General features: G+C 47.6%; 22 protein-coding genes, 1 pseudogene and 1 other annotated feature. Of the genes and pseudogenes, 6 read left to right on the top strand and 17 right to left on the bottom strand.

The window, feature by feature from the left end; all coding sequences use genetic code 11:
- Positions 1-14: 14 nt before the first annotated feature.
- From JMN17_RS17710 to JMN17_RS17700, 3 genes are all read right to left on the bottom strand, one after another.
- The gene (locus JMN17_RS17710; RefSeq protein WP_087993177.1) at positions 15-746 is read right to left on the bottom strand and encodes a vWA domain-containing protein; all 732 of its coding nucleotides are present in this window, start codon (positions 744-746) and stop codon (positions 15-17) included.
- A 101-nt stretch (positions 747-847) separates the two neighbouring features.
- The gene (locus JMN17_RS17705) at positions 848-1,276 is read right to left on the bottom strand and encodes a cell wall hydrolase (protein ID WP_202328658.1); all 429 of its coding nucleotides are present in this window, start codon (positions 1,274-1,276) and stop codon (positions 848-850) included.
- Positions 1,277-1,356: 80 nt separating this feature from the next.
- Positions 1,357-2,592: a serpin family protein gene (locus tag JMN17_RS17700; RefSeq protein WP_202328656.1), complete on the bottom strand. Its 1,236-nt coding sequence runs from the start codon at positions 2,590-2,592 to the stop codon at positions 1,357-1,359.
- Between the two features lie 110 nt (positions 2,593-2,702).
- Here JMN17_RS17700 and JMN17_RS17695 point away from each other — a divergent pair, with 110 nt between their 5' ends.
- Both JMN17_RS17695 and JMN17_RS17690 read left to right on the top strand, forming a co-directional pair.
- Positions 2,703-3,089 (top strand): YndM family protein, encoded by a 387-nt coding sequence (locus tag JMN17_RS17695; RefSeq protein WP_202328654.1) that lies wholly within the window; start codon positions 2,703-2,705, stop codon positions 3,087-3,089.
- Positions 3,049-3,176 (top strand): annotated as a pseudogene (locus tag JMN17_RS17690) (hypothetical protein); the annotation flags it as partial. The gene JMN17_RS17695 and the pseudogene JMN17_RS17690, both read left to right, overlap by 41 nt.
- On the opposite strand, the gene JMN17_RS17685 reads toward JMN17_RS17690, so the two are convergent.
- The 14 genes from JMN17_RS17685 to JMN17_RS17620 form a co-directional block, all read right to left on the bottom strand.
- On the bottom strand, positions 3,140-3,826 hold the full coding sequence (locus JMN17_RS17685) for an ABC transporter permease (protein WP_087993176.1): 687 nt from the start codon (positions 3,824-3,826) through the stop codon (positions 3,140-3,142). The pseudogene JMN17_RS17690 and the gene JMN17_RS17685 overlap by 37 nt on opposite strands.
- 18 nt (positions 3,827-3,844) lie before the next feature.
- Positions 3,845-4,768, bottom strand: coding sequence for an ABC transporter ATP-binding protein (locus tag JMN17_RS17680; protein WP_087993091.1), 924 nt, complete (start codon positions 4,766-4,768; stop codon positions 3,845-3,847).
- Positions 4,769-4,862: 94 nt separating this feature from the next.
- Complete coding sequence (locus JMN17_RS17675; RefSeq protein WP_087993090.1) at positions 4,863-5,798, bottom strand: HAMP domain-containing histidine kinase; 936 nt, start codon at positions 5,796-5,798, stop codon at positions 4,863-4,865.
- Between the two features lies 1 nt (position 5,799).
- Positions 5,800-6,480, bottom strand: coding sequence for a response regulator transcription factor (locus tag JMN17_RS17670; protein ID WP_202328878.1), 681 nt, complete (start codon positions 6,478-6,480; stop codon positions 5,800-5,802).
- Positions 6,481-6,576: 96 nt separating this feature from the next.
- Positions 6,577-7,515 (bottom strand): DMT family transporter, encoded by a 939-nt coding sequence (locus JMN17_RS17665; protein ID WP_202328652.1) that lies wholly within the window; start codon positions 7,513-7,515, stop codon positions 6,577-6,579.
- 20 nt (positions 7,516-7,535) lie between these two features.
- On the bottom strand, positions 7,536-7,697 hold the full coding sequence (locus JMN17_RS17660; protein WP_003241325.1) for a hypothetical protein: 162 nt from the start codon (positions 7,695-7,697) through the stop codon (positions 7,536-7,538).
- A 93-nt stretch (positions 7,698-7,790) separates the two neighbouring features.
- Positions 7,791-8,038 (bottom strand) — a binding site (T-box leader).
- 65 nt (positions 8,039-8,103) lie between these two features.
- Positions 8,104-9,636: a galactarate dehydratase gene (gene garD, locus JMN17_RS17655; protein WP_087993088.1), complete on the bottom strand. Its 1,533-nt coding sequence runs from the start codon at positions 9,634-9,636 to the stop codon at positions 8,104-8,106.
- Positions 9,637-9,728: 92 nt separating this feature from the next.
- The gene (locus JMN17_RS17650) at positions 9,729-10,430 is read right to left on the bottom strand and encodes a FadR/GntR family transcriptional regulator (protein ID WP_087993087.1); all 702 of its coding nucleotides are present in this window, start codon (positions 10,428-10,430) and stop codon (positions 9,729-9,731) included.
- 69 nt (positions 10,431-10,499) lie between these two features.
- Complete coding sequence (gene gudD, locus JMN17_RS17645; protein ID WP_202328650.1) at positions 10,500-11,867, bottom strand: glucarate dehydratase; 1,368 nt, start codon at positions 11,865-11,867, stop codon at positions 10,500-10,502.
- Between the two features lie 36 nt (positions 11,868-11,903).
- A complete protein-coding gene (gene gudP / locus JMN17_RS17640) occupies positions 11,904-13,271 on the bottom strand; it encodes a glucarate transporter GudP (RefSeq protein ID WP_087993085.1) in 1,368 nt (455 codons plus the stop codon).
- Between the two features lie 85 nt (positions 13,272-13,356).
- Positions 13,357-14,823, bottom strand: coding sequence for an alpha-ketoglutaric semialdehyde dehydrogenase GucD (gene gucD / locus JMN17_RS17635; RefSeq protein WP_202328640.1), 1,467 nt, complete (start codon positions 14,821-14,823; stop codon positions 13,357-13,359).
- 31 nt (positions 14,824-14,854) lie between these two features.
- Entirely contained in the window at positions 14,855-15,781 is a 927-nt protein-coding gene (gene kdgD, locus JMN17_RS17630) for a 5-dehydro-4-deoxyglucarate dehydratase (protein ID WP_202328638.1), read from the bottom strand.
- Between the two features lie 227 nt (positions 15,782-16,008).
- Complete coding sequence (locus JMN17_RS17625; protein WP_087993082.1) at positions 16,009-16,944, bottom strand: DNA-binding domain-containing protein; 936 nt, start codon at positions 16,942-16,944, stop codon at positions 16,009-16,011.
- A gap of 9 nt (positions 16,945-16,953) precedes the next feature.
- Positions 16,954-18,186 carry an ATP-binding protein gene (locus JMN17_RS17620; RefSeq protein ID WP_202328877.1) on the bottom strand — a complete coding sequence of 411 codons (1,233 nt, stop codon included), beginning with the start codon at positions 18,184-18,186 and terminating at the stop codon, positions 16,954-16,956.
- A gap of 296 nt (positions 18,187-18,482) precedes the next feature.
- Between JMN17_RS17620 and JMN17_RS17615 the strand changes: the two genes are divergently transcribed.
- From JMN17_RS17615 to mmuP, 4 genes are all read left to right on the top strand, one after another.
- On the top strand, positions 18,483-19,466 hold the full coding sequence (locus JMN17_RS17615; RefSeq protein ID WP_087993081.1) for a glutaminase: 984 nt from the start codon (positions 18,483-18,485) through the stop codon (positions 19,464-19,466).
- 24 nt (positions 19,467-19,490) lie between these two features.
- Positions 19,491-20,927 (top strand): alanine/glycine:cation symporter family protein, encoded by a 1,437-nt coding sequence (locus JMN17_RS17610; protein ID WP_202328637.1) that lies wholly within the window; start codon positions 19,491-19,493, stop codon positions 20,925-20,927.
- Positions 20,928-21,052: 125 nt separating this feature from the next.
- Entirely contained in the window at positions 21,053-22,000 is a 948-nt protein-coding gene (mmuM, locus tag JMN17_RS17605; protein ID WP_087993079.1) for a homocysteine S-methyltransferase, read from the top strand.
- A gap of 118 nt (positions 22,001-22,118) precedes the next feature.
- Entirely contained in the window at positions 22,119-23,531 is a 1,413-nt protein-coding gene (gene mmuP / locus JMN17_RS17600) for an S-methylmethionine permease (RefSeq protein WP_087993173.1), read from the top strand.
- Positions 23,532-23,680: the final 149 nt, after the last annotated feature.

Genomic DNA, 23,680 nt, shown 5'->3' with positions numbered 1-23,680 from the left:
CAGTGCCGCACCAGTTATTTTGAAAATAATCTGCTGAAGAAGCCCTTCTTTTTCGGCTTTTCAGCAGGTGGCTCTTGTTCTCTTACAATCCCTTTTTTCTTCGCTTCTTTCAGCCAAAATGGAAATTCAGTAAGCAAAGCGTCATAAAGCTCGTCATCAGAAATACGGTCGATCTCTTCGATACGCAGGAAGCTCGAATTATCAACGACACGTCCTTCTAACGTATCCAGTTTATTGAGAAAATCGAAGTTTCCGTTTCCGATGCCGACAAACTGCCAAAACACCGGCTTGTCAGAAGAGGCTTCAATAATTGATTTGATCGACTTTTTACAGCCTCCATCATTAATAAAAACGATGAAAGCGGGATAAGAACTGGGTTCCTCTGCAATATATTTGCGCAGCACGTCCTTCATGACCGGCGGCTCATCATTTCTGCCGAATTTATGCAAGCGGTCATTATTCAAAATTTCTCGATTGACATAGCCCGAAAAATCTTTTTCAGAAACTGGCTTTAATCGGGAGAATTCGTTATCATACACCCATACATCCAGTAAGCCGTTATCATCAAATTGATCGGCCACCGCCAAAATCCGTTCCACCACGTTTTGAACCGTTCCGTTTTTATAGAGCGTTCTCATTGAACCCGTAATATCAAGCACAAGTCCGACACGAGCCGTCACCTTCGTTAATTGCTTTTTCTCCAGTACGATCTTTACGCTTTTCTTTTGCAGGTCTATTGTTGCCATTCTGTCATCTCCGTTTTTTTCTTTGATTATCTCACAGGAATATTTTCCATTGTATATCTTTTCAAAAAAAAGCACCGTTCAATTTGAACGGCGCCCTGTCTCTAAAATGTGTTATATACATTTTCACACGTTTCCCCAGTCGGCTGATAAAAGCAATGTGACTTGTATCTGGCTACAAATGGCTGATTATACCACTGGGGCGGACAGTCCCCCTCCGGCCTGAAGTACCACAAACTAAATTTTGCAGGCCAGATCCTTTCGCCATTAATCGACCGGCGTGCAAGGCTTTTCTCGCTCTCCCGTGCCCTTTGATAAAAATATCCATGAGTCACCGCCTCAAACGCGTGCGGCTGAAAAATCATCTGCCTGATGGTGCGGAGGCCTTTAAAATCTGAACAATTCGCCCTTAGCCGATTAACTCCCACGTTGCCAACAAGCAGCATCCCCTGCTTGCCTTCGCCTTCCGCTTCAGCTCTGAGCAGCCTTGCCAGCAAATCGACATCTTCACTCGTTGCTCTCACGACCGCCATCACGTCACCTCCCCTTGATCTCCTTTCATCATATTGCAATACTTCAAAAGTGATGACGGAGGACAGGAGAAGTTTTTAATTTATTCATGCGGATTTGCGACAAAGCCTAAAAACAAAAGACTTGTTGTTTGCTCATCAGTGATGGCAAAGAAAAATGGGCGGTTGGCCGTCAAGGTAACATCTGGCGCCAGTCCGGCCTCAACAATTTCCGCTGACGAGGCAGCCGCAGCCTCGGTGCCAGATTCATTCACCTTGATAAATGTATGGTGATTCACATCGTCGATTGAAACACCCCGGCCTTCAGTAAACATTCTGGAAAAGTCAGCATCGGAAAAGACGGAAATCAGCCCCATATCACGAAGAGCGTATTTTACGTTATACCTCCCTTTCAATGTAAAACGGGGCATACTCAGCTTTACTGTTTTTGGCTGAAATTCGCGGTCCCATGCTTTTATGTTTTGATTGGTGAAGAGAGACATGAAAGAAGCCGGCGTTTTCTTCGGCAGAAATAAAGTAAACGAAAGTTGTTGATCTTCGTATGGCAGCTTGACTGCTTGGAACAGATCATTTTCTAAGTAAGCGAGGCGTGCAGTCTGCTTCATCATCAGCAGTTTTTTGGCCGATCCGTCTGGCAGAAAAAAATGCTCCTCAGCGCTCACATTCGGGTCAAACGGCAGCGCCCACTTTGCTTGAAAATAGACGGCGTTTATCAAAACCAAAACAGCTTTCGGCGAAAGATGATCCGCTATATCGTCAATTCGCCCTTTTGTTTGGCCAGCCGCCCACTGACTGATCGAGTTTTTTGCGGTTTTAATATTGTCATCCATTTTAAAGACACTTCCAAAGAAGTATTGTTTAATCGTTTGTTTAAAGTCCGGCTCGGTCTCAAGCCTTGTCCATACAGCATTGGCCGTCATCAGGTCACCTTCAGTCAAAGATTCAAACCTTTTCATGAGCCCGAACGATGACTCATTAATGGCGCTGTCATGAATGTCCGACAAATATAGAGCAGCTTTCATTTCTTTTAATGTATCTCCCGCCGCTCCATTTGCCGTCATCATCAGCATCTGCTGTAAGCTGTACGGGGAAATTAGAAGATTGTCCTTTAACCCGTCTTGAGCTGACATGTATTGAAACAACTCGGTTCCGAATGTACGCTCCGCTTTAATAAAACCCTCATGAATATCATAAGCTTTGTTTTTTGCAGAATCAGATAGTGAAGACGATTGAGCAGTTGACGCGGGTTCTTCAGCAGGTTTGCACCCGCCTCCGAACATCATACACACCAGCACCACTGTGAACAACTTTCCTTTCATACAAACCATCCACTCCTTTTACACAGCATGCAAAAACGCAATATAAGGTTTAACTTTCTGCATTTGAGGAATCATACATAACAAATAAAAATAGAAGGAGGTACTTTGGAATGACACATGTGAAAGCACTCGCGATTAAAGGTATTATGACAATCATTGTGTTGTATCTAGTGCTTGGTCTGGGCTTCGGTTTCACGTTTGGTGATACGCTCTTAATGACACTTGTGTTAGGGGTTATTTCTTATTTGCTGGGCGATCTTTATGTATTGCCAAGATGGAATAATATGATTGCGACGTTAGCTGATTTCGGTCTGGCCTTCCTCGTCATCTGGCTGATGGGCATGCCGCTTTCTATGGGGATGACTGGCGGTGAAGTTGCACTGGCGGCTCTATTTGGCGCGATCGCCATGGCCATCGGTGAATATTGCTTCCATTTCTATATGATGAGCAAAGAGATTGGCAAGACGCATTATCTTGAAACAAGAACAGATTCATAATAGAATGGCCGGTGCTGATAGCATCGGCCTTTCATGTTGGGCGCCTTTTTTCAAGCATCCTGTTTGTCTGCGTTCCTGATCGCCATGTATGAAAACAACAAACCGAAAGCTGCCAAGGATAACGGGATATACACAACAGACGAAATGGAGAAACCCGGGCTTGTTGAACTGATAAGCATTACAATCACGACAGACGAAATGATGGTAGCCGGAACCGAATGTTTACGCATCCCAAAAAAGATGGGAACTAAACTCGTTCCAGCGGCGCCAAAAGCGAAAACCGCCATTTTTATGGCCTGCTGTGACATGATTTCAGAAGTTAGCTCTCCCGGTATGAAATGATAGATCGAGTTCATCACAAAGAAACCGGCGGCGATAAGTATATTCGATAATAGGATCGTGATAAATGTCAGTCCGGCCGCGATCATGAGTTTAGCAGTGAGCAGTTTTTTACGGCTGATCGGGTACGTGAACATCACAAGAATGGTTTTGTTTTTATATTCGGAAATCACCAATTTTGCGATCAGCACCGCGCCAAAAACGATGAATACCGCTCTGACGAAAGTGCCGATGATGAGAAACGCTTCCTCCATGCTTTGGAACGAAACCCCGCCATCGGCTTTTTCGGAATAACTAATCAGCCACAAAAAGCCCATGATTATCAGATTGGCAATAAGGACACCTCTGACATACCAGCCCAACTTCATTTTTCTTAATTCAATTCTGATCAAATTCATCAACGTGTCTCTCCCCCTTTACGCACCGATGCTATTGCCGTTGATCAAGCTGATAAAATAATCCTCCAGCGACGTATACTTTTTGTTCATTGATTCAATGTCTACATCATTTAAAATCAGCGCTTTGGATATGGCAGCTTGAGAGGCTTCTGCCTCGTAAATCCGAATCGTTTTCTCATTTAAGATTTTAAAGTTGGTTAATCGCAGCTCTTTCTCCAGCACAAAGCAGGCTCTTGTCTGATCCGGTGTGACAAGCTCGATGTATTCAGTATTCTGGCCTCTGACGGCTTCCATTGACACCTCTTCAAGCAGCCTGCCGTCCCGAATGACGCCGATCGTGTCCGCAATTTGTTCGATTTCACTCAGCAAGTGGCTTGAGATCAGCAGCGTCATCCCGTACTCTTTGCTCAGCACTTGAAACAACTGCCTGATCTTTTTGATACCGAGAGGGTCAAGACCATTTACCGGTTCATCCAAAATAAGCAGATCCGGCTTCGTGAGGATGGCACGCGCAATCCCCAGACGCTGCTTCATCCCGAGCGAAAATGTTTTGACGGGCTTCTTGTCAATTTGTTTTAAGTTCACCATATCCAGCACTTCTTGAATGGCTTTTTTATTGTGGTACCCCATGTATTCACAATGCAGATCTAAGTTTTCTGCAGCTGTCAGACTTTCATAAAAAATCGGATATTCAATCATGCTGCCGATGTTCCCCAGCACCTCGTATGATGTGTGGGTGAGCTTGTTCCCTAGGATGCTGATTTCACCGCTTGTCGGTTTAACAAGGCTCGTCAGCATTTTCATAATGGTTGTTTTCCCCGCGCCGTTCGGGCCCAGAAAGCCATAGATTTCACCTTTTTTAATATGCATGCTGACATTGGATACGACTTCTTTTCCCTGATACGCTTTGGTCAGTCCGTTCGTTTGTACGATATAAGTCAACTTTGTTTCTCCTTCCCTCTCTTTTCCTGTTTTCTATTGTAGCGGCGATCCCTGTCATTTTTATTTCTCAAATCTTAAGAAATTCTTACGTTTGCTAGTATGTCATTCGTTTCAATGTAATCGTAAATGCGGTCCGTTCGTACGGCTTGCTTTGAATGGATATAGTGCCTCCCATTTTTTCCGTAAGCCGTTTTGTAATGGTTAAACCGAGACCGCTTCCTTGAAATGCTTTATTTCTGGATTCTTCAAGTGTGTACAGCCTCTCAAACACACGCTGCTGATCGGTTTCACCGATCCCTTTTCCGCGATCCCATACAGTGATGGCAACGCTCGTCTCATCATACGACAGCGTCATGCCGATAAACTTGCCGGCCGCGCCATATTGAATCGAATTGGATAAGAGGTTTTGCAGGATTCTGTCCAATGCCTCTTCATTCGCCTGCGCAAACACCGGCGTGTCCGGGATATCGATGGCAGCTTGAAAGCCTTTTGACTGAACGGCGTCATAATAGTGCAGGATATTTCGTTTGCATATTTCGTTCATATGTATTTTGGTGATCGGGATGTCTTGATCTTCAGATTCTAATTTCGCTAAATCAAAAAAGGAGTTGATCATCTGAATGAGTTCATTTGTTTTCTGGCCGAGCTTACCCAGCAATCTTTCCCGCTCTTCGTCCGGCATGTCATGATCACTTTTAATGGTTTCGATATAACCGAGAATGACTGTTAACGGCGTTTTAAGGTCGTGTGACATATTGGTCAGCATTCGCTTCATAGACTGCTCTGTTTTGGCAAACCGGGCGCTGATCTGCTGACGATTCTCAACGAATAGGTTGGTGTTGACAAGCAGGTCTTTCACCGCCTGATCGTCTGTATGAAGCAAAATTTGCCCTGCCGAATCCCGATTGAGCATGGCTCCGAGCTGTTCAGCCATGTATGCCAAATTCCCATCCCGCTTCTTTTTCATCATGAATTGAATGACATTCAGACATACCAGAACGATGACAGCGGCCATCCATAACACTGTCATGCTAAAACTCTCCTAATTTATAACCGATGCCCCATAACGTTTTAATGTATTGAGGTGAAGAGGGATCGTCTTCAATCTTTTCTCTAAGACGCCGCATATGTACGTTAATGATATTTTGATCGCCAAAGTACTCGTCATTCCAGACCGAACGGAAGATTTGTTCTTTCGTAAACACTTTTTTAGGATTTTCCGCAAACAGGCACAGCAGCTGCCATTCTGTTGACGTTAGCTGAAGCGGCTTCCCACTTTTCAACACTGAGACATTATCTGTATCTATCGTAAGCTGTTGAATCTGGATCACCTTATTCTCAGCCGGTTCCTCTGCCGAATATTGCGTCGCCCGCCGTATCGCGGCCTTTACTCTAGCTGTCAGCTCAATCATCGAAAACGGTTTGGAGATATAATCATCCGCCCCAAACCCCAGTCCCAATGCCTTATCCACATCTCCGTCTTTTGCCGAAATCATTAAAACTGGAATGTTGCTTTTTTCGCGGATGATTTTCAGAAAATCCATGCCGTTCAGCTTCGGGAGCATGATATCAAGGAGAATCAAATCATATGAATCCTGACGAAACAGCCGGATGCCTTCTTCTCCATCGAAAGCATGCACCATCTCAAAACCCTCTTTTGTTAAATAATGATCCACCATTTCACTGATTGAGTGGTCGTCTTCTACAAGCAATATGCGCTGCATCTTCTCACCTAACCTTTACAAAATCAAAAAACACACACGTAATTACACTTATTGTAATTGAAAAACGTGTGTGTTTTACAAAAATTATTTATTTTTTCCTGTTTTCAGCTTCCTGTATTCCATGCCCGTAATGACAAAGAATACGGCAGCGCATCCGATGGTTTGAGTAAGTTTGAGCCGCTCACCGAGAAATAAGGCTCCAAAGAAAATCGTCAGGACAGGCCCTGCCATTGAAATAGTGGCAGCTCGCAGTGCCCCGATTCGTTTTATGCCCTCAAGCATCAGCACAAATGGAATCACAGTGGAGACGACTGCGATGAACACAAACAAACCGTACACAGCAAGCGGATATGCTGTCATTGGCGTATTTATGCCGATCGCCGCCTTTATGCCTGTGTAAAGCATCATGGCCGCTCCGGCTGCTGTCATCCCATAAGCATTGAGTCGGATGCCGCCGATTTGATGGACGAGCCGCCCGGAAAGAACAAGATAGCCAGCATAAACGGCCGAGGATAACAAAATGAATACAGAACCAATCATATTCGCCTGAAAAAGCTCGGCATTCCAGCCGCCGAGCGCAAAGAAAAAACCGATCATGACCATCAGCACTGCGAAAAGGTCTTGGATGGAAACCATTTTCCGGTCACAACACGCGTTGAATCCGATCATAAACACCGGATAGCTCATCAGCAAAATACGCTCAACCATTGCGGATACATGGTTCAACCCGATAAAATCAAACAAGGGAGACAGAAAAAAACAAAACACTCCCGCGACACACGCCCTCCATAGATCTCCTTTTTTCATACCGTCTGGCATTGGAGGACGGTATAACAAAAAAATCAACCAAAACAGCGGAACAGCAAACAGCTGTCTGTATAACAACACCGCGTCTGGCTCAGCACCCATTTGATATGCCCATTTAATCCAAATCGACTTAGATGCAAAACAAACCGTTCCGATCAGCAAAAAAACCGTACCTGCCGATGCCTTGCGAATCTTACTCTGCTCTTCTACTCTCATCTCAGCTCAGCTTTTCTCCTTTACTTGTTCAAATGCTTTTGTATAAAATCCAGAAGCGTATTTCCTTGAGCCGTCAGAATGACACCCTTCCCGCCGCAAGCTGGACATGGGCTGCCTTCGATTTCTCCTGCTCTTTCACACTCAGGGCATGCGACCTCAAGATCATCAGTTGCTATGACCACATGACATCCTCCTTTCCTATTTTCTGTTATGCACCACCAGCCATCATCCATTGGCCGTCACCTCCTTTAAGACACAAAAAAACCCCGTCCTATGCAAAGGACGAGGGTCTCGCGGTACCACCTTTATTAACAGCTATACGCCGTTCACTCTCAGTACAGAAAACATCCGTTTCGATACTCCTCTCTTGGTAACGGGGAGAGAATCCCGGCATCGCCTACTATCCGTTCAGCAAAGCAATTCAGAAGCCCATTCGGCATCAGGGGAGGATCGGTTCACACCTGCCACCGACTCTCTGAACCTCACACATTGACGCGTACTCACTCTTCCTCACGATTGTTGATCCGTCCTATTAATTGTAGAGTTTATAATACTCTGATTATTTTTAGAAGTCAATCACAAGATGTATCAAGTCACCGGAGCAGGATTAAACAAGCACAAATCATTATGAAGGCCCCAGCGGTCCGCCCACGTTTGTTTGCGGCCGCTCGCCACAGCCAGAATTGTCCTGAAGATTTCCCAGCCTACGTCTTCAATACTGGCCTCTCCTGTCGCGATTCGTCCGGCATTGATATCGATTAAATCCGCCCAATGCTCTGATAATGAATGCCGTGTGGATACTTTCAGCACCGGGGCAGCGGCCAGGCCGTACGGTGTTCCTCTCCCTGTCGTAAAAACCTGCAGATTCATGCCTGCCGCCAGTTGCAGGGTTCCGCACACAAAATCGCTCGCCGGTGTCGCCGCGAACAGCAGCCCTTTTCGCTCTGCCTTTTCCCCCGGGCCGAGCACGCCGGAGATGGGGCTTGTGCCTGATTTGGCTACCGAGCCTAACGCTTTTTCCACTACATTGGATAGCCCGCCTTTTTTATTGCCTGGTGACGGGTTCGCGCTTCGGTCCGCTTCCCCCCGCCGCAGATAGCTGTCATACCACTTCATCTCTCTGATCAGCGATTGTCCAACCTCTTCACTGACAGCCCGCGGTGTTAATAAATGAATCGCATCCCGCACCTCTGTCACTTCAGAAAACAAAACGGTCGCACCTGCCCGAACCAATAAATCAGCCGCATACCCCACGGCAGGGTTCGCCGTCACGCCGGAAAACGCATCACTGCCGCCGCATTGCAGGCCGATAACCAGATCCGAAACAGGGCAGGTCACACGGGTTCTGCTGTTCAGCCTGATTAACCGTTCCTCCGCCATTTCCAAAATGGATTGAATCATCGCCGCAAAACCTTGGTGATCTTGGAGTGAGAGGATATCATCATGCTTCTCAGGCGCAATCCTTGCCGGGAGGAGCTTTTCACATCCCAATCCGATCACCATCACTTCACCGCCGAAGTTCGGATGCTTCGCCAGATTTTGAATTGTGCGGATCGGAATGACAGCATCAGGCGCATTGATCGCCACCCCGCAGCCGTATTGATGATGCAACGGCACAACGTCATCGACATTTGGATATTTCGGCAGCAGCTCTTCTTTGATCCGTTTGACCGCATAATCCAAAACGCCAACGACACATTGGACACTTGTGGTGATGCCGAGAATATTTTTCGTCCCGGCACTACCGTCCGCATTTCGATACCCTTCAAACGTGTAACCTTCAAGAGTTGGCAGCGGTTTGGGCACTCTGTTTGCGAGAGGAAGATCATCTAAAGCGGGTGGAGCGGGCATTCTCACGAGGGCTTCCCGTATCCAGCTCCCTCGTTTGATCGTCTCATCGGCAAATCCGATCACCTCTCCGTAACGCACGATCTCATCCCCTTGATTGAGATCGGTTAACGCCACCTTATGGCCTTGAGGGACATCCTCTTCAAGTACGAGCCCGCATGAAAAAACAGTGCCCTTTGGAAGTCCCCCGTCATTGACAATAATCGCCGTGTTATCTGTTTCATTCACTTTGATGTAAAGGGGCGCTTGGTTCTGCCTGAGGTTCATCGCCATATGAAAATCACTCCTTATCTCATAGTAAACGCTTTCTTAATCGGTTCAAAAAAGCCGCAGCTCTTTCGTTTCAACTGCGGCTGTCTCTGCAATTATTTCTCATCCATGCCCTTTAGAATTTTGTCACGGACAAATTTCAGATGCTCATACATGTGGTAATGCGCTTTGTAAGGGTCTCTTTTAGCAAGTGCATCGTAGATTTTTTTGTGATATTCGACCGTTACATCTCTCTCCCTGTACGGAATCTGGCTGTCAATTTTCGCATGGGTAATTAAGAGAGACTGAATCATCCCTTCGACAACGGGGTTATTGGCACTTAACGCAATAATTCGATGGAATTCTTTATCCGCTTCACCATAAAGATTGTCAGTGCTGCTGGCGATGTCGTCGATCGTCTTCTGCAAACGCTGGAGTTCATCCTCATTGATTTTTTCCGCGGCAATCGTCACGAGTCCGAGTTCTAACGCCATTCGCGCTTCAATGATGGCCGGAAGATTATCAGTGGCCAAGGCAAGCATGACGGAAAATGGCTGCATGCCAATTTTATCGTTGAAATACGTGCCGCCGCGGGTTTTTCTCGTAATGACGCCCAGCGTTTCAAGTGAACTCAGCGCCTCTCGAAGCACCGGCCTGCTGACATGCAAAATGTCCATCAGTTCCATTTCTGTCGGCAATTTGTCTCCGGCCTTTAACTGTCCGCTCGACAATAAATGGACAATTCGTTCAATGACCTGCTTGGCTAATGTTTTCCGATTGACTGTATCGACTTTCAGATCCTCTAAACCTTCGTACACGAACAACTCTCCCTTCAGTTGTTCAATTGTAAGACAAAATAGCCAAGGTTACAATATTTACAATCAATCTTATCGCACAAGACACGGGCGTTTCCGGTCGAACTCCCAGTTGTTGATCAGAAACTGCATAGGGATCGCGTCATTCCGGGCGCCTAAATTCATTTTCTGGTAGAGTTCATGCGCTTTTTCAACTTGTTCCATATCAATGTCAACGCCAAGACCGGGCTTATTCGGCACCTTGACACAGCCATCGGCAATCTCAAAAGGCTGTTTCGTTAAACGCTGCCCGTCCTGCCAGATCCAATGGGTATCAATCGCCGTAATGCGTCCCGGAGCCGCCGCTGCCACATGAGTAAACATCGCTAGGGAGATATCAAAGTGGTTGTTGGAGTGGGAGCCCCATGTCAAACCCCAATCATGGCACATTTGCGCCACCCGCACCGAACCCTGCATCGTCCAGAAGTGCGGATCAGCCAGCGGAATATCCACCGCGTGAAGCTGGATCGCGTGACCCATTTCCCGCCAGTCGGTCGCAATCATATTTGTCGCGGTCGGAAGCCCTGTCGCACGGCGGAATTCAGTCATTATTTCACGGGCGGAGTAGCCGTTCTCATCCCCGCACGGATCTTCCGCATACGCAAGCACATCATGCTTTCCTTTGCATAATATAATAGCTTCCTCTAATGACCACGCCCCGTTCGGATCAAGGGTAATTCTCGCCTCAGGAAAACGTTTTGATAATGCGGTGACAGCTTCGATTTCATCCTCTCCCCGCAGCACCCCGCCTTTCAGCTTGAAATCCTGAAAGCCGTAGCGCTCCTGCGCGGATTCGGCAAGGCGTACAATAGCCTCAGGCGTCAGTGCTTCCTCATGGCGAAGACGGAACCACTCACAATCTGACTGCTCATCGCCTTGATACGGCAGGGTCGTCCGCTTTCGGTCACCGATGTAAAAGAGGTAGCCGAGCATTTTCACTTCATCGCGCTGCTTCCCTTCGCCCAGCAAGGCCGCGACCGGTTCCTGAAGAAACGTTCCAAGCAAATCTAACAAAGCCGCTTCCAGCGCTGTGACGGCATGTACGGTGGTGCGCAAATCAAACGTCTGGATGCCGCGCCCTCCCCTGTCCTGATCGGCAAACTGCTTTCTGACCGTCTGCAATATCGCCTGATACGCGCCAATAGATTTTCCGACCACAAGCGGCTTTGCCAGCTCGAGTGTACGGCGTATCTGTTCTCCGCCAGGCACCTCGCCAACTCCCTGATTTCCGCTGCTGTCGGTTAAGATCACGATATTCCGGGTAAAAAATGGGCTGTGTGCGCCGCTCAGATTCAGCAGCATGCTGTCATGTCCCGCAACAGGGATTACCTTCATCTCATAAATTGAAGGAATATTCGATCTTTTTTCTTTTTGGACCTGCTCTTGTATTGGTGAACTCATGTTTTATCCTCCTTTTATAAAGCGCTTTCATAAGTGTTAGACAGGCAATGATTGATCGGGGTCCTGCTCTTGTTTCTTTAACACGACCCGTTTGATCGGCCCGACCAGCAACAAATAGCTGAGGATCGCCGCAATCGCGTTAGCGCCGACAAACACAAGCGCTCCATTAAAAGATCCTGTAGCGTTAACGATATAACCAATAATAATCGGAGTCGTAATCGAGGCGATGTTCCCGAATGTGTTGAACAACCCGCCGCTTAATCCTGCACACTCTTTCGGAGACGTGTCCGACACGACAGCCCATCCCAATGCGCCGAAGCCTTTTCCGAAAAACGCGAGTGACATAATGACAACGACGAGCCACGCTGAATCCGTGTAGTTACAGACAATCATACTGCAAGACAGCAGCATGCCGACAATGATCGGCGCCTTTCTTGCAAAGGTCAGAGAACGGCCTTTTTTGAGCAAGATGTCTGACACGATGCCCCCAAGCACACCGCCGGCAAATCCGCACAGCGCCGGCAGGGAAGCGACAAACCCCGCTTCAAGGATAGACATTCCGCGGGCCTGAACCAAATATACCGGGAACCATGTGAGAAAGAAATAGGTGAGAGTTGTAATGCAATATTGCGCGATGTACACGCCGATCAGCATGCGGTTCGTCAACAGCTGTTTGATATAAGGCCATTTCGATTCTGTTTCTTGCTTGCTTTTGCTGTCATCCATGGAAATCAGCCCGCCGCCCTGTTCGATATATGCAAGCTCGGCTTCATTGACCTTCGGATGTTTTTTAGGTTCATACACCGCTTTTAGCCAGATGACAGCCAGAAGAATGCCCGCGGCACCCATGACAACGAAGACGGAATGCCAGCCGAAAGAGTGGGTGAGCCAGCCCATTAAAGGAGAAAAAATGACGATTGCGAAGTATTGAGCTGAATTAAAAAAGGCTGAAGCTGTCCCGCGCTCGGAGCTTGGGAACCATGAGGCAACAACTCTTCCGTTTCCGGGAAATGAAGGCGCTTCGGACAAGCCGACCAGAAAACGCAGTGCAAACAGCAGGATAATCGCTGTGCCGGCGGAGAAAAAGCCAATCGCCCCTTGCAGCAGTGTAAAAAACGACCAGAAAAAAATGCTTAACGCAATGACCGTCTTTGAACCAAAACGGTCCAGCAGCCAGCCGCCCGGAAGCTGCCCGATGACATAGGCCCAGCCAAAAGCAGAAAAGACATATCCCATGGCGACCGAGTCCAATCCCAGGTCATGCTGGACGGAATCTCCCGTGATGGAAAGCGTCGCCCGATCCGCGTAGTTAATAGAGGTCACAAGAAACAGCATAAAAACGATGAACCAGCGTACAGACGTTTTATTGCCCGCCGGTGAAACATTCGCATAGTCTTTTTTCATAATATCTTCTCCTTTTCAAAATAGAGAATCATATGCTGGCTGGTGATAAAGCGAGGAAAGAGACGTCCGCCTCTTTCCAGCACCCTTACGGCTTCACAAAAACGGTTTTGATCGCCGTGAAAAAGTCCTTCGCCGCCTCACCCTGTTCACGGGAGTGGGAGCTTGACTGCTTCATTCCCCCAAAAGGCGCCTGAAGCTCAACACCCGCGCTTTCTGCGTTAATCCGGACAAGCCCGGCGTCAATTTCATCAACGAATGAAAGCATTCGGCCGATGTTTTGCGTGAAAATGGATGCGCTTAAACCAAACTTCACATCATTGGCGATGTCCAGCGCCTCCTCCATCGAGTCCACCTTGATCAGGGCGATCACCGGACCAAAAATTTCTTCTTGGGCAATCGCCATCTCAGATGTCACATTGTCAAAGATGGCAGGCTCAACATAATAGCCCTTTTGATACTTTCCATCCTCCAGCTTTTCACCTCCGATCAAAAGGGAAGCGCCTTCCTGTTTGCCTTTCCTAATGTACGACAGACAGTTATCAAGCTGATTCTTGCTGGCAATCGGCCCCATCCAGACATCCTCTTTTAAGCTGTCTCCGATCGTAATATCTTTTGTGCGCTGGAGAAGTTTTTCTTTAAAACGATCGTAAATTCCGCTTTGCACAATGACGCGGCTTGTCGCGGTACACTTCTGTCCGGTTGAACGGAAGGCACCCGTAATGACAGCTTCTGCCGCAGCTTCAAGATCAGCGTCATCAGCTACGATGACCGGGTTTTTGCCGCCCATTTCAAGCTGATATTTGGCTCCTCTCGCTAAAGCGGCCTGCCCGATGATTTTGCCGACTTGATTTGAACCGGTAAACGTAACGGCGTTTACCCCGTCATGCTCAGCAAGTCCCTGCCCGACAACAGAACCCGGGCCTGTCACGAAATTGATGACTCCTGCCGGCAGCCCCGCTTCTTCAAAGCAGGCAATCATTTTCGCGCATGTCACGGCTGTTTCTGTCGCCGGTTTGATGACAACGGTATTTCCGTACACCAATGCCGGGGCCATCTTCCAAATCGGAATCGCCACCGGAAAGTTCCACGGAGAAATCACGCCGACAACACCGAGCGGAACACGAGTTGTGAACATGAGCGCGTCTTTGTCAGTAGACGGAATGACGTCACCCGTTTTGCGCATGCCCTCTCCGGCATAATAGCGCAGAATCGCAATACCCCGAGCCGTTTCTCCTTTCGCTTCGGGCAGTGTTTTTCCCATTTCACGCGTTGCACAGGCGGCGATTTCCTCCAAGCGCTGTTCCATGATATCCGCTGTTTTGTATAAGTATTGGCCCCGCTCGGCACCCGTCAGCTTTCTCCAAGCCGTTTTGGCTTTATTGGCGGCGGCGACGGCCCGTTCCACATCTTCAGCCGTTGAATTCTGTACATAGCCGACAATATCATTCACATCCGCGGGGTTTTCGACCTTGACCATATCGCCTGACTCAGACTTCACCCACTCTCCGTTAATAAAGTTCAGATACGTGTTTTGTTCCGTGATCACAGACATGCCCATTGCCCCTTTCATGTTTTTTTGTTCTTCAAACCGTCGTGGCTTTTTTCGGAAAACGGTCAGCCGCCTGCTTCAAAATCGCCTCTAATTGCTGATAGTGCTCTTTTTCAACCGGGCCGACAGGCGGTCTGGCTGTGTTTCTCACATTTAAACCCATGATCTCCATGCCCGCTTTAATCAAAGATACGGCGTATCCTTTTCGTTGTTTGCGAATGTCGTTGATCGGCAGAATCACATGCTGATAGAGCTCCTTCACCAGCTCGTCATTTCCGTTTTTCAATGCGTCATAGAACATCCGGGAAATATGCGGGATATAATTTGAAATCGCTGAAGAATAAGAGTGAAATCCGATCGGCAGGTAAGCCGGCATCGTCACTTCAGCCATCGGCATTCCGTTGAGCCATCCTAAGCGGTCGCCGAGCGTATAGACGAGGTTAATATTCAAATCCATATTTCCCACCCCGTCCTTCACTCCGACAAGCTGTTCCAATTGGGTCAGCCGCTTGATCTGCTCAAGAGAGAGAACGGCGTTATCGCGCTGATAAAGAATCGCATTCAGGTCAGTGCTTTCAATAATCGTTTTCGCATACTGATAGAGCCCCTCCTGTTCGCCATGTACCAAATACGGAGGCAGGATCAAGTAGCCATCGGCGCCTTTTTTCTCCGACAGCTGCGCCCATTCAAGCGCTGTGCTGAGGTTACCCCCCACCCCCGTGTAAACCGGAACCTTTTCTCCGGCTGCCGAGACTGCGACTTCGACCATTTGCGCGTATTCCTTCTGGCTGAGAGATTGAAATTCACCAGACCCACAAGCGATAAAAATCGCTTCTAAGCCTTCTTCCAGCAAAAACTCAATGTTTTGAAAAAGAGCTTCCTCCTCCAGTTTTCCTTGTGTGTTAAAAGGAGCAACCGGAAAACCTAAAATTCCAGCAGGTGCTTTTCTCATACGGCTCATCAACATAACCTCCTGTTATTCGTGTAAACAGCCCTGACCGAAAGCGCTTTTATTAGTTTTTGTTTCGCATCCGCTCCTTCCCATACATCCTTTTGTTTAATTGTAAGACAAATAAACAATAAGTCAATATCTTTATTTTCTGATATTTTATAAAAAGAAAGTAAACCGCTGTCCCTCCGGGGTTCTGGCGCAGCAAAAAAACAGCCGGGACAGCCGGCTGTTTGGTTTTACACCCTTCTTTGTTTCATCGCCTCATGCAAAAGCTTCGCCTCCAAAAAGAACACATGGATGAATTTTTTCATATTCACTCTCGCAGTGGCGAGAGGTTTTGCATCCTTGGATTGAAGTTCTTTCATTTTCTGGCTGACAACCGGAAAATCAAAGAATTTCGATGCATAGGTTTCAAATTTCGGATTTGAAAAATCAGTTGTGCCCAGTGAAGCAAAATGGTGCAGTGAATGGATAATCGCTCTGCGAATGCGCTGCTCCGAGGCTTTCATTTCGCGATTGACTTCCGTTTGGGATGCCCCTGCCCCCAGCTTCCGTTCCGCTACTTGAGTGAAGATCTGTTTTAGCGAAGGGATATGTTTTTCGTACGGCTCATGTTCTGCTAAATACTGCAGCACCGCCACGAGATCATGCGCGCCGCCTTCCCCCATCATGCCCAACTCGGACAATAGGAATGTTCCTGCTTCTTTTAAGCCGCTGTCACTATTCTGCTGAGGACGCGTTTTCCGTTCATTCCGATTGACAAGCCGGCTGAGAGAGAGCTGAATAGCCCCAATTGAGTGCTCAAGCTCGATCCGTTCCTTCACTTTTTGGAGAACCGTGACAATTTCAATGCGGTTAATCGGCTTATGGATAAAATATTCGATGCCGAGTGAGTACGCTTCTCCGACCATTTCCTTCGCTTCCACTTGAGAGATCATGACGATCTTGCCGGAGTACGTATTTTGGAGCTGGCGAATCGTCTCAATGCCGTCTCTTCCAGGCATTAACAGATCGATTAATAAAATATCAATCTGCTTGAATTGCAGCATATGCCCTTCCACTTGGCTCCCGTCTTCCGCTTCACCAGCAGCTTCCCCGAGATCCTCATCTTCAATGATCTGCCTTAAAATCGACCGTACCGCACGGTCATCATCAACGATAAAAAAACGCATAGCTTCGGTTCACCCTTTCTGAATCAAATGCCGGACAGGCAGCCTAACAGCAAACACCACTCCACGCTGCTGATTATCAAATGTGATATCCCCTTCCAGCTCTGTCACGATTTCCTTCACGTAGGAAAGTCCAATTCCCGTAGAAGGCGTGCCATATTCGTCATATTTTGAGGTAAAGCCCGGGTCAAACACAATCTCTCCGATTTTCTCAGAAATGCCGGGACCATTGTCTTCTACCTGGAATTCTACCATATTCTCATTTGGCCTATTGAGCCTCAGGCTGATCATTCCCTCTTCCCCCATGGCTTCTACCGCATTCGCCGTTAGATTATTAATGATCGAAAGCACGATAAATACGTGATATTCTTCATGCTCCCCCTCTATCAAGCAGTGAAAATCAATCTGCTTTCCCAGTGCTTCAGCGTACTTCTCATTCATGCGAATCACAAGCTGCAGCAAATCAGACGCCCTCATATAATCTCTCAAGCTCTCATTAGAAATCAGTTTTGAAAGCCCGGCGAATATCCGCTGGTTGTCCTTTTTCACTTCATGAATTTCTCCGGCCAGCCTCAGGATTCTGCCGCTGAGCTGATCATCTTTGCCCTTTACTTCCCGATAGAGCTGATACGAATCGTTCGTCACTTGTTCTGTCGTTTTCAGCGTCTTTTTTAGATGCACCGTTTCTTCATATAAATTGGAAACGATCATCAGCATATGCTCGTGTTGCCGCCTTGTCTGTTTTTCTCTCGATTGTGTTTCATACAGCTTCAGCACACTATAAAAGCTCATCACGATAAATGTGTGAGAAATCGCAATCACCGCGAGATCGGTGATTTCCTCAGGCGTGACGACGGTATGGAACATGAGAAACTGCACAGCCAGCTCGACACAATCTGCCACAATTTCAATCATAAAACCGACAAAGCCGAGCATAAACGGCCGTTCGCGGAAACGATTAGCCTTCAATACGGAAAACAGGCAAGCGTAAGTCATATAAAAGAAAAAGCCAGACGCTTGGTCATACAGAATCGGAGTCAGTCCATCGTGTCCCCCGCGCCACAATTCCAGAAAGACACGAAAGACGAGTACTGCCGCTCCAGTCAGAAAACCCGGCAGCACAGCGGGCACATGCCGCAGCAGCGACAAGAAGAAGAAAAAAACCGGTGCGCCAAAGCTAATCCGGAACTCTTCATTAAGAGGATAAAATTTCAGTTCACCGGCCAAGGGTACCGTCATCAGCATGAGAGCCAAAATATATCCATCTTTTTCAAAAAAACGCTTCAGTTTTATGATGATCACATCCTCGCTTTTATTTTGGGGAAACGGCTGAAAACCCGCAAATTTCTTTTGACCCAGAACATGAGGTTTTTATAAATCTTACGGCTTATTTTCAAAATATTTTTGTCGTATTTTGTATGATTCTGTAGTCGTCATTATACAGTAAATATACCCTCCGCTTTAGTGAAAGCGTTTAATGCCCCTTCATCCTTCGTTTTGGTAAACCATAGTCCTTTAAAAAAACAGTGAGGAGGAATTTGATGAAAGAATTGATAAAAGAGCTCCGGAAAGAAATAGACCCGGCGTCCCAGCTGCATGATTGGGTGGAGCACTATCGCCCATTTGCCGCTAATGGACAAAGTGCAAATTATATCCCCGCTTTAGGAAAAGTCAATGATTCACAGCTCGGCATTTGTATATTGGAGCCTGACGGAACGATGATACACTCCGGCGACTGGAACGTCCCTTTTACCCTGCAAAGCATTTCAAAAGTGATCAGCTTTATCGCCGCCTGCATGAGCCGCGGCATTCCCTATGTACTGGACCGCGTAGATGTCGAGCCGACAGGTGACGCCTTTAATTCCATCATTCGGCTCGAAATCAACAAGCCGGGAAAGCCATTCAATCCTATGATCAACGCGGGTGCTCTCACCATCGCCTCGCTTCTTCCCGGAGAGTCGGCACACGATAAGCTCGATTTTCTTAACTCGGTGATGGAAACCTTAATAGGAAAACAGCCGAGAATTCATGAGGAAGTGTTCCGATCTGAGTGGGAAACCGCCCACCGCAACAGAGCGCTGGCCTACTATTTAAAAGAAACAAACTTTTTAGAAGCAGACGTAGAAGAAACGCTTGAGGTTTACTTGAAGCATTGCGCCATGGAGAGCACCACTGAAGATATCGCATTGATCGGCCTGATCCTTGCCCATGACGGCTATCATCCGATTCACCGCAAGCAAGTGATTCCAAAGGACGTGGCAAAATTGGCCAAGGCGTTAATGCTGACGTGCGGCATGTACAACGCTTCAGGCAAATATGCGGCGTTTGTCGGCGTGCCGGCCAAAAGCGGCGTCTCCGGCGGCATTATGGCACTGGTTCCTCCAAGCGCCAGAAGAGAAAAGCCTTTTCCATCCGGTTGCGGGATCGGCATTTACGGACCGGCCATTGATGAATACGGCAACAGCCTCACTGGCGGAATGCTGCTGAAGCATATGGCACAGGAGTGGGAACTCAGCATTTTTTAAACATAAAAAAAAAGAGGTGATTGTATGCAGCAAATCCTGGAACATGTTGTCGGTATCGCAAATGATCTTTTGTGGTCAAAGCTATTAATTGTATTGCTCCTTTCTCTGGGAATCTATTTTACGTTCAGACTGAAGTTTTTGCAGGTTCGCATGCTGAAAGAAATGGTCAGGGTATTAAAAGAAGGTGCTGCCTCCCGATCGAAAAACAGTATTTCTCCGTTTCAAGCGTTCTGTATCAGCATGGCAGCCCGTGTCGGAACGGGAAATATTACGGGCATTGCCATCGCCATTGCGCTCGGCGGACCCGGTGCAATCTTCTGGATGTGGATTATCGCCATTATCGGATCAGCATCAAGCTTTGTGGAAAGCACACTGGCCCAGATTTATAAAGTAAAAGATGAAAACGGATTCCGCGGCGGACCGGCTTATTACATGGAAAAAGGGCTGAACAAAAGGTGGATGGGCGCGCTGTTCGCTGTATTAATCACCTTATCGTTCGGTATCGTCTTTAACTCGGTCCAATCAAATACAGTCAGCCTCGCCTTTGAAAACGCGTTCGGCACAAACCGCCTGACATTGGGACTCATTTTAATTACTGTGTTCGGCACGATTATTTTCGGCGGCGTAAAACGGATTGCGAAGCTGGCTGAATCCATTGTCGTCGTGTTGGCGGCCCTGTATATCAGCGTTGCGTTTTTTGTGATTTTAACCAACATTACGCAGCTGCCTGACGTGATTACGCTTATCGTGAAAAATGCGTTTGGTTTTGACCAGGCCGCTGGCGGCGCTTTGGGAGCGGCGTTAATGCAGGGCGTCAGACGGGGAATCTTTTCAAACGAAGCGGGAATGGGGAGCGCACCGAATGCCGCCGCCACCGCAACGACAAGCCATCCTGTCAAACAGGGGCTGATTCAAGCGCTGGGTGTGCTGTCAGATACGCTAGTCATTTGTACAAGCACTGCTTTTATCATCCTGTTTTCGGATGCCTATCAAACTCCGGGACTGAGCGGGATCGCGTTGACACAAGCCTCTCTCAGCTCCCATGTCGGATCGTGGGCATCAGGCTTTCTCGCCATTCTGATTTTGTTATTCGGTTTCTGTGCATTAATCGGAAACTATTATTACGGGGAAACCAATATCGGCTTTTTAAACAAAAGTAAAAAACTGATTTTTGTCTACCGTATCGGCGTGCTGGCGATGATTGTGTTTGGCTGTGTTGCCAAAGTCCAGCTCGTCTGGGATCTGGCTGATTTGTTCATGGGCTTGATGGTCGTCGTGAATTTAATTGCGATTTTCTTATTATCAAAGGTCGTTTTTGTGGCGCTGCAAGACTATACACGCCAGAAAAAAGCGGGCAAAGATCCAGTCTTTTATAAAAATGTGCTCAAAAACCACAATGGCATTGAATGCTGGCCGCTTTCTGACAAACAGGCTGACACACACAACAAACAAATATCATAAAAAAAAGGTGTTCAGATAGACGGGCTGAACACCTTTCCCTTTTGTGTTTATTGACAAACACGTAAACCTCCCTTACGATTTTCATATCATTTCAAAAAATCTGAAAGAAGGCATCGGTACATTCTATGAATCCTATCCAACACATACTAGATACATACCCGCTTATTGTGCTAGACGGCGCCATGGCGACCGAGCTTGAACGCAAGGGCTGTGATTTGAACGACAGTCTCTGGTCGGCAAAAATCCTGATGGAAGAGCCGGATCTGATTAAACAAGTGCATACTGATTATTTTGCGGCAGGTGCTGACTGTGCGATCACCGCCAGCTATCAGTCTACGTTTGAAGGCTTTGCCGCACGCGGGCTGAGCGAAGCGGAAGCACGCCGGCTCATCGAGATGTCCGTCAGCATCGCAGCTGAAGCACGTGATGAATTTTGGGCGCTCGAAGAAAACCGTGTCAATCGGCCAAAGCCAATCATTGCGGCTTCTGTCGGCCCTTATGGCGCTTATCTTGCAGACGGCTCTGAGTATCGCGGCGACTACGGAATCTCAGAGGATGAACTTGTTGAATTTCATCGCCCCCGCATGAAGGCGCTGATCGAAGCTGGAGCTGATGTTTTGGCATGTGAAACGATCCCATGTCTGAGCGAAGCAAAAGCGATTGCGCGGCTGCTGAAGGAGTTTCCTGAAACGTATGCGTGGATCAGCTTCAGTGCAAAAGACAGCCTTCATATTAGTGACGGAACACCTGCCGCTGACTGTGCGTCATGGCTTGATAAGCACCGCCAAATTGCAGCGCTCGGCATCAACTGCACGCCGCTTCAGCATATCCCTTCTTTAATAGAGGAGTTAAAAAAACACACATCAAAACCGATCATCGTCTACCCGAATTCAGGCGAGCAGTATGATCCGGAGACAAAAACGTGGAACGGGGCGGCATGCGGAGAACCTTACGGAGTAAGCGCCCGCGCGTGGCATGAAAAAGGAGCGAAGCTGATTGGCGGCTGCTGCCGGACAAAACCCGAAGATATTAAAGAAATCGCGGCTTGGGCGCGCTCTTTAAAAACAACTTGACTTATCGGAATTGTTTGTATATTCTATCTTAAAGCCGGTTCGCCGGAGTCTCGTGTCACTCGCTGACATGGGATTTTTTATTAAAGGAAAGAAATCGCCGATAGAAAGTTGGAAAAAGATGAAATCTGCTCACAACAAGAATGAGACAAACTTTCAGAGAAGTATGAAAAGCCGGCACCTCTTTATGCTTTCCTTAGGGGGTGTCATCGGAACCGGACTGTTTTTAAGCTCCGGCTATACCATTCAGCAGGCAGGCCCGGCGGGAACGATACTCGCCTACTTAGTCGGCGCCGGAATCGTCTATTTGGTCATGCTATGCCTCGGTGAGCTGTCTGTAGCCATGCCTGTGACAGGCGCCTTTCACACCTATGCAACCAAATACATAGGACCGGGAACTGGATTTACGGTCGCTTGGCTGTACTGGCTGACATGGACCGTGGCATTGGGATCGGAATTCACAGCAGCCGGCCTGTTAATGCAGCGCTGGTTCCCCCATACGTCCGTTTGGATGTGGAGTGCCATCTTTGCGCTGTTGATTTTCTTGCTTAACGCATTTTCGGTCAAGTTTTTCGCTGAATCGGAATTTTGGTTTTCCAGCATCAAAGTTTTAGCCATTGTATTGTTTATTCTTTTAGGCGGCTCTGCCATGTTCGGCATCATTCCGATTCAAGGCGGAGAGGCCGCTCCGATGCTGTCCAATTTCACAGCGGAAGGCGGGCTCTTTCCACATGGATTTGTCCCGATTTTGATGACGATGCTGTCTGTCAATTTTGCCTTTTCGGGGACTGAACTGATCGGAATCGCCGCCGGAGAAAGCGTCGATCCCGACAAGACGATACCAAAAGCGATTAAAACAACGGTCTGGCGTCTTTCACTCTTCTTTATCGGAACCATTTTTGTCCTGTCAGGGCTGATTCCGATTCAAGAAGCAGGCGTCATCAAAAGCCCGTTTGTCGCTGTCTTTGACAGAGTCGGTGTGCCATACGCAGCCGATATCATGAACTTTGTCATCCTGACAGCGATCCTGTCAGCGGCTAATTCCGGACTCTACGCTTCTTCCCGGATGCTGTGGTCTTTATCAAAAGAAAAGACGCTTCACCCGGCATTTGCAAAGCTGACATCAAAAGGAACCCCGTTTAACGCGCTGGTGTTCAGCATGATCGGCGGCATTCTCTCATTGCTGTCCAGCGTATTTGCGCCAGACACTGTATACGTTGTGCTCGTGTCGATTTCCGGTTTTGCGGTCGTTGTCGTGTGGATGGGAATCGCAGCTTCTCAATTCATGTTCAGAAAACGGTATATCGAAGCGGGAAACAAGGTCGCCGATTTAAAGTACCGGACCCCTTGGTATCCGTTCGTGCCGATTGCCGCGTTCCTATTATGCCTGGCATCCGTGCTCGGCATTGCCTTTGATCCAAATCAAAGAATCGCACTGTATTGCGGCATTTCTTTTATGGCCATCTGCTACGCAGTGTATTATGTAAAAAATCGCATAAACAAGCCGACAGCTGATATGACTCATTCAAAGTAAAAAGAACCTGCCTCAGAGCAGGTTCAGGCTGTCGAGAAAATCTCGACAGCCTTTATTTTTCCTTAAAATATCCATTCCTCTGTAATAAAATAAAAGAAAGACTAAAAAGGACGGTGTCTTTCTTATGTTCCACACAAGAAATTCTTCTC

It is taken from the genome of Bacillus sp. RHFS10, from assembly GCF_016757475.1.
GTDB lineage: Bacteria > Bacillota > Bacilli > Bacillales > Bacillaceae > Bacillus > Bacillus subtilis_G.
Note: the sequence above shows the minus strand (reverse complement) of the source record. Positions and strands in the feature narration are given on the sequence as shown.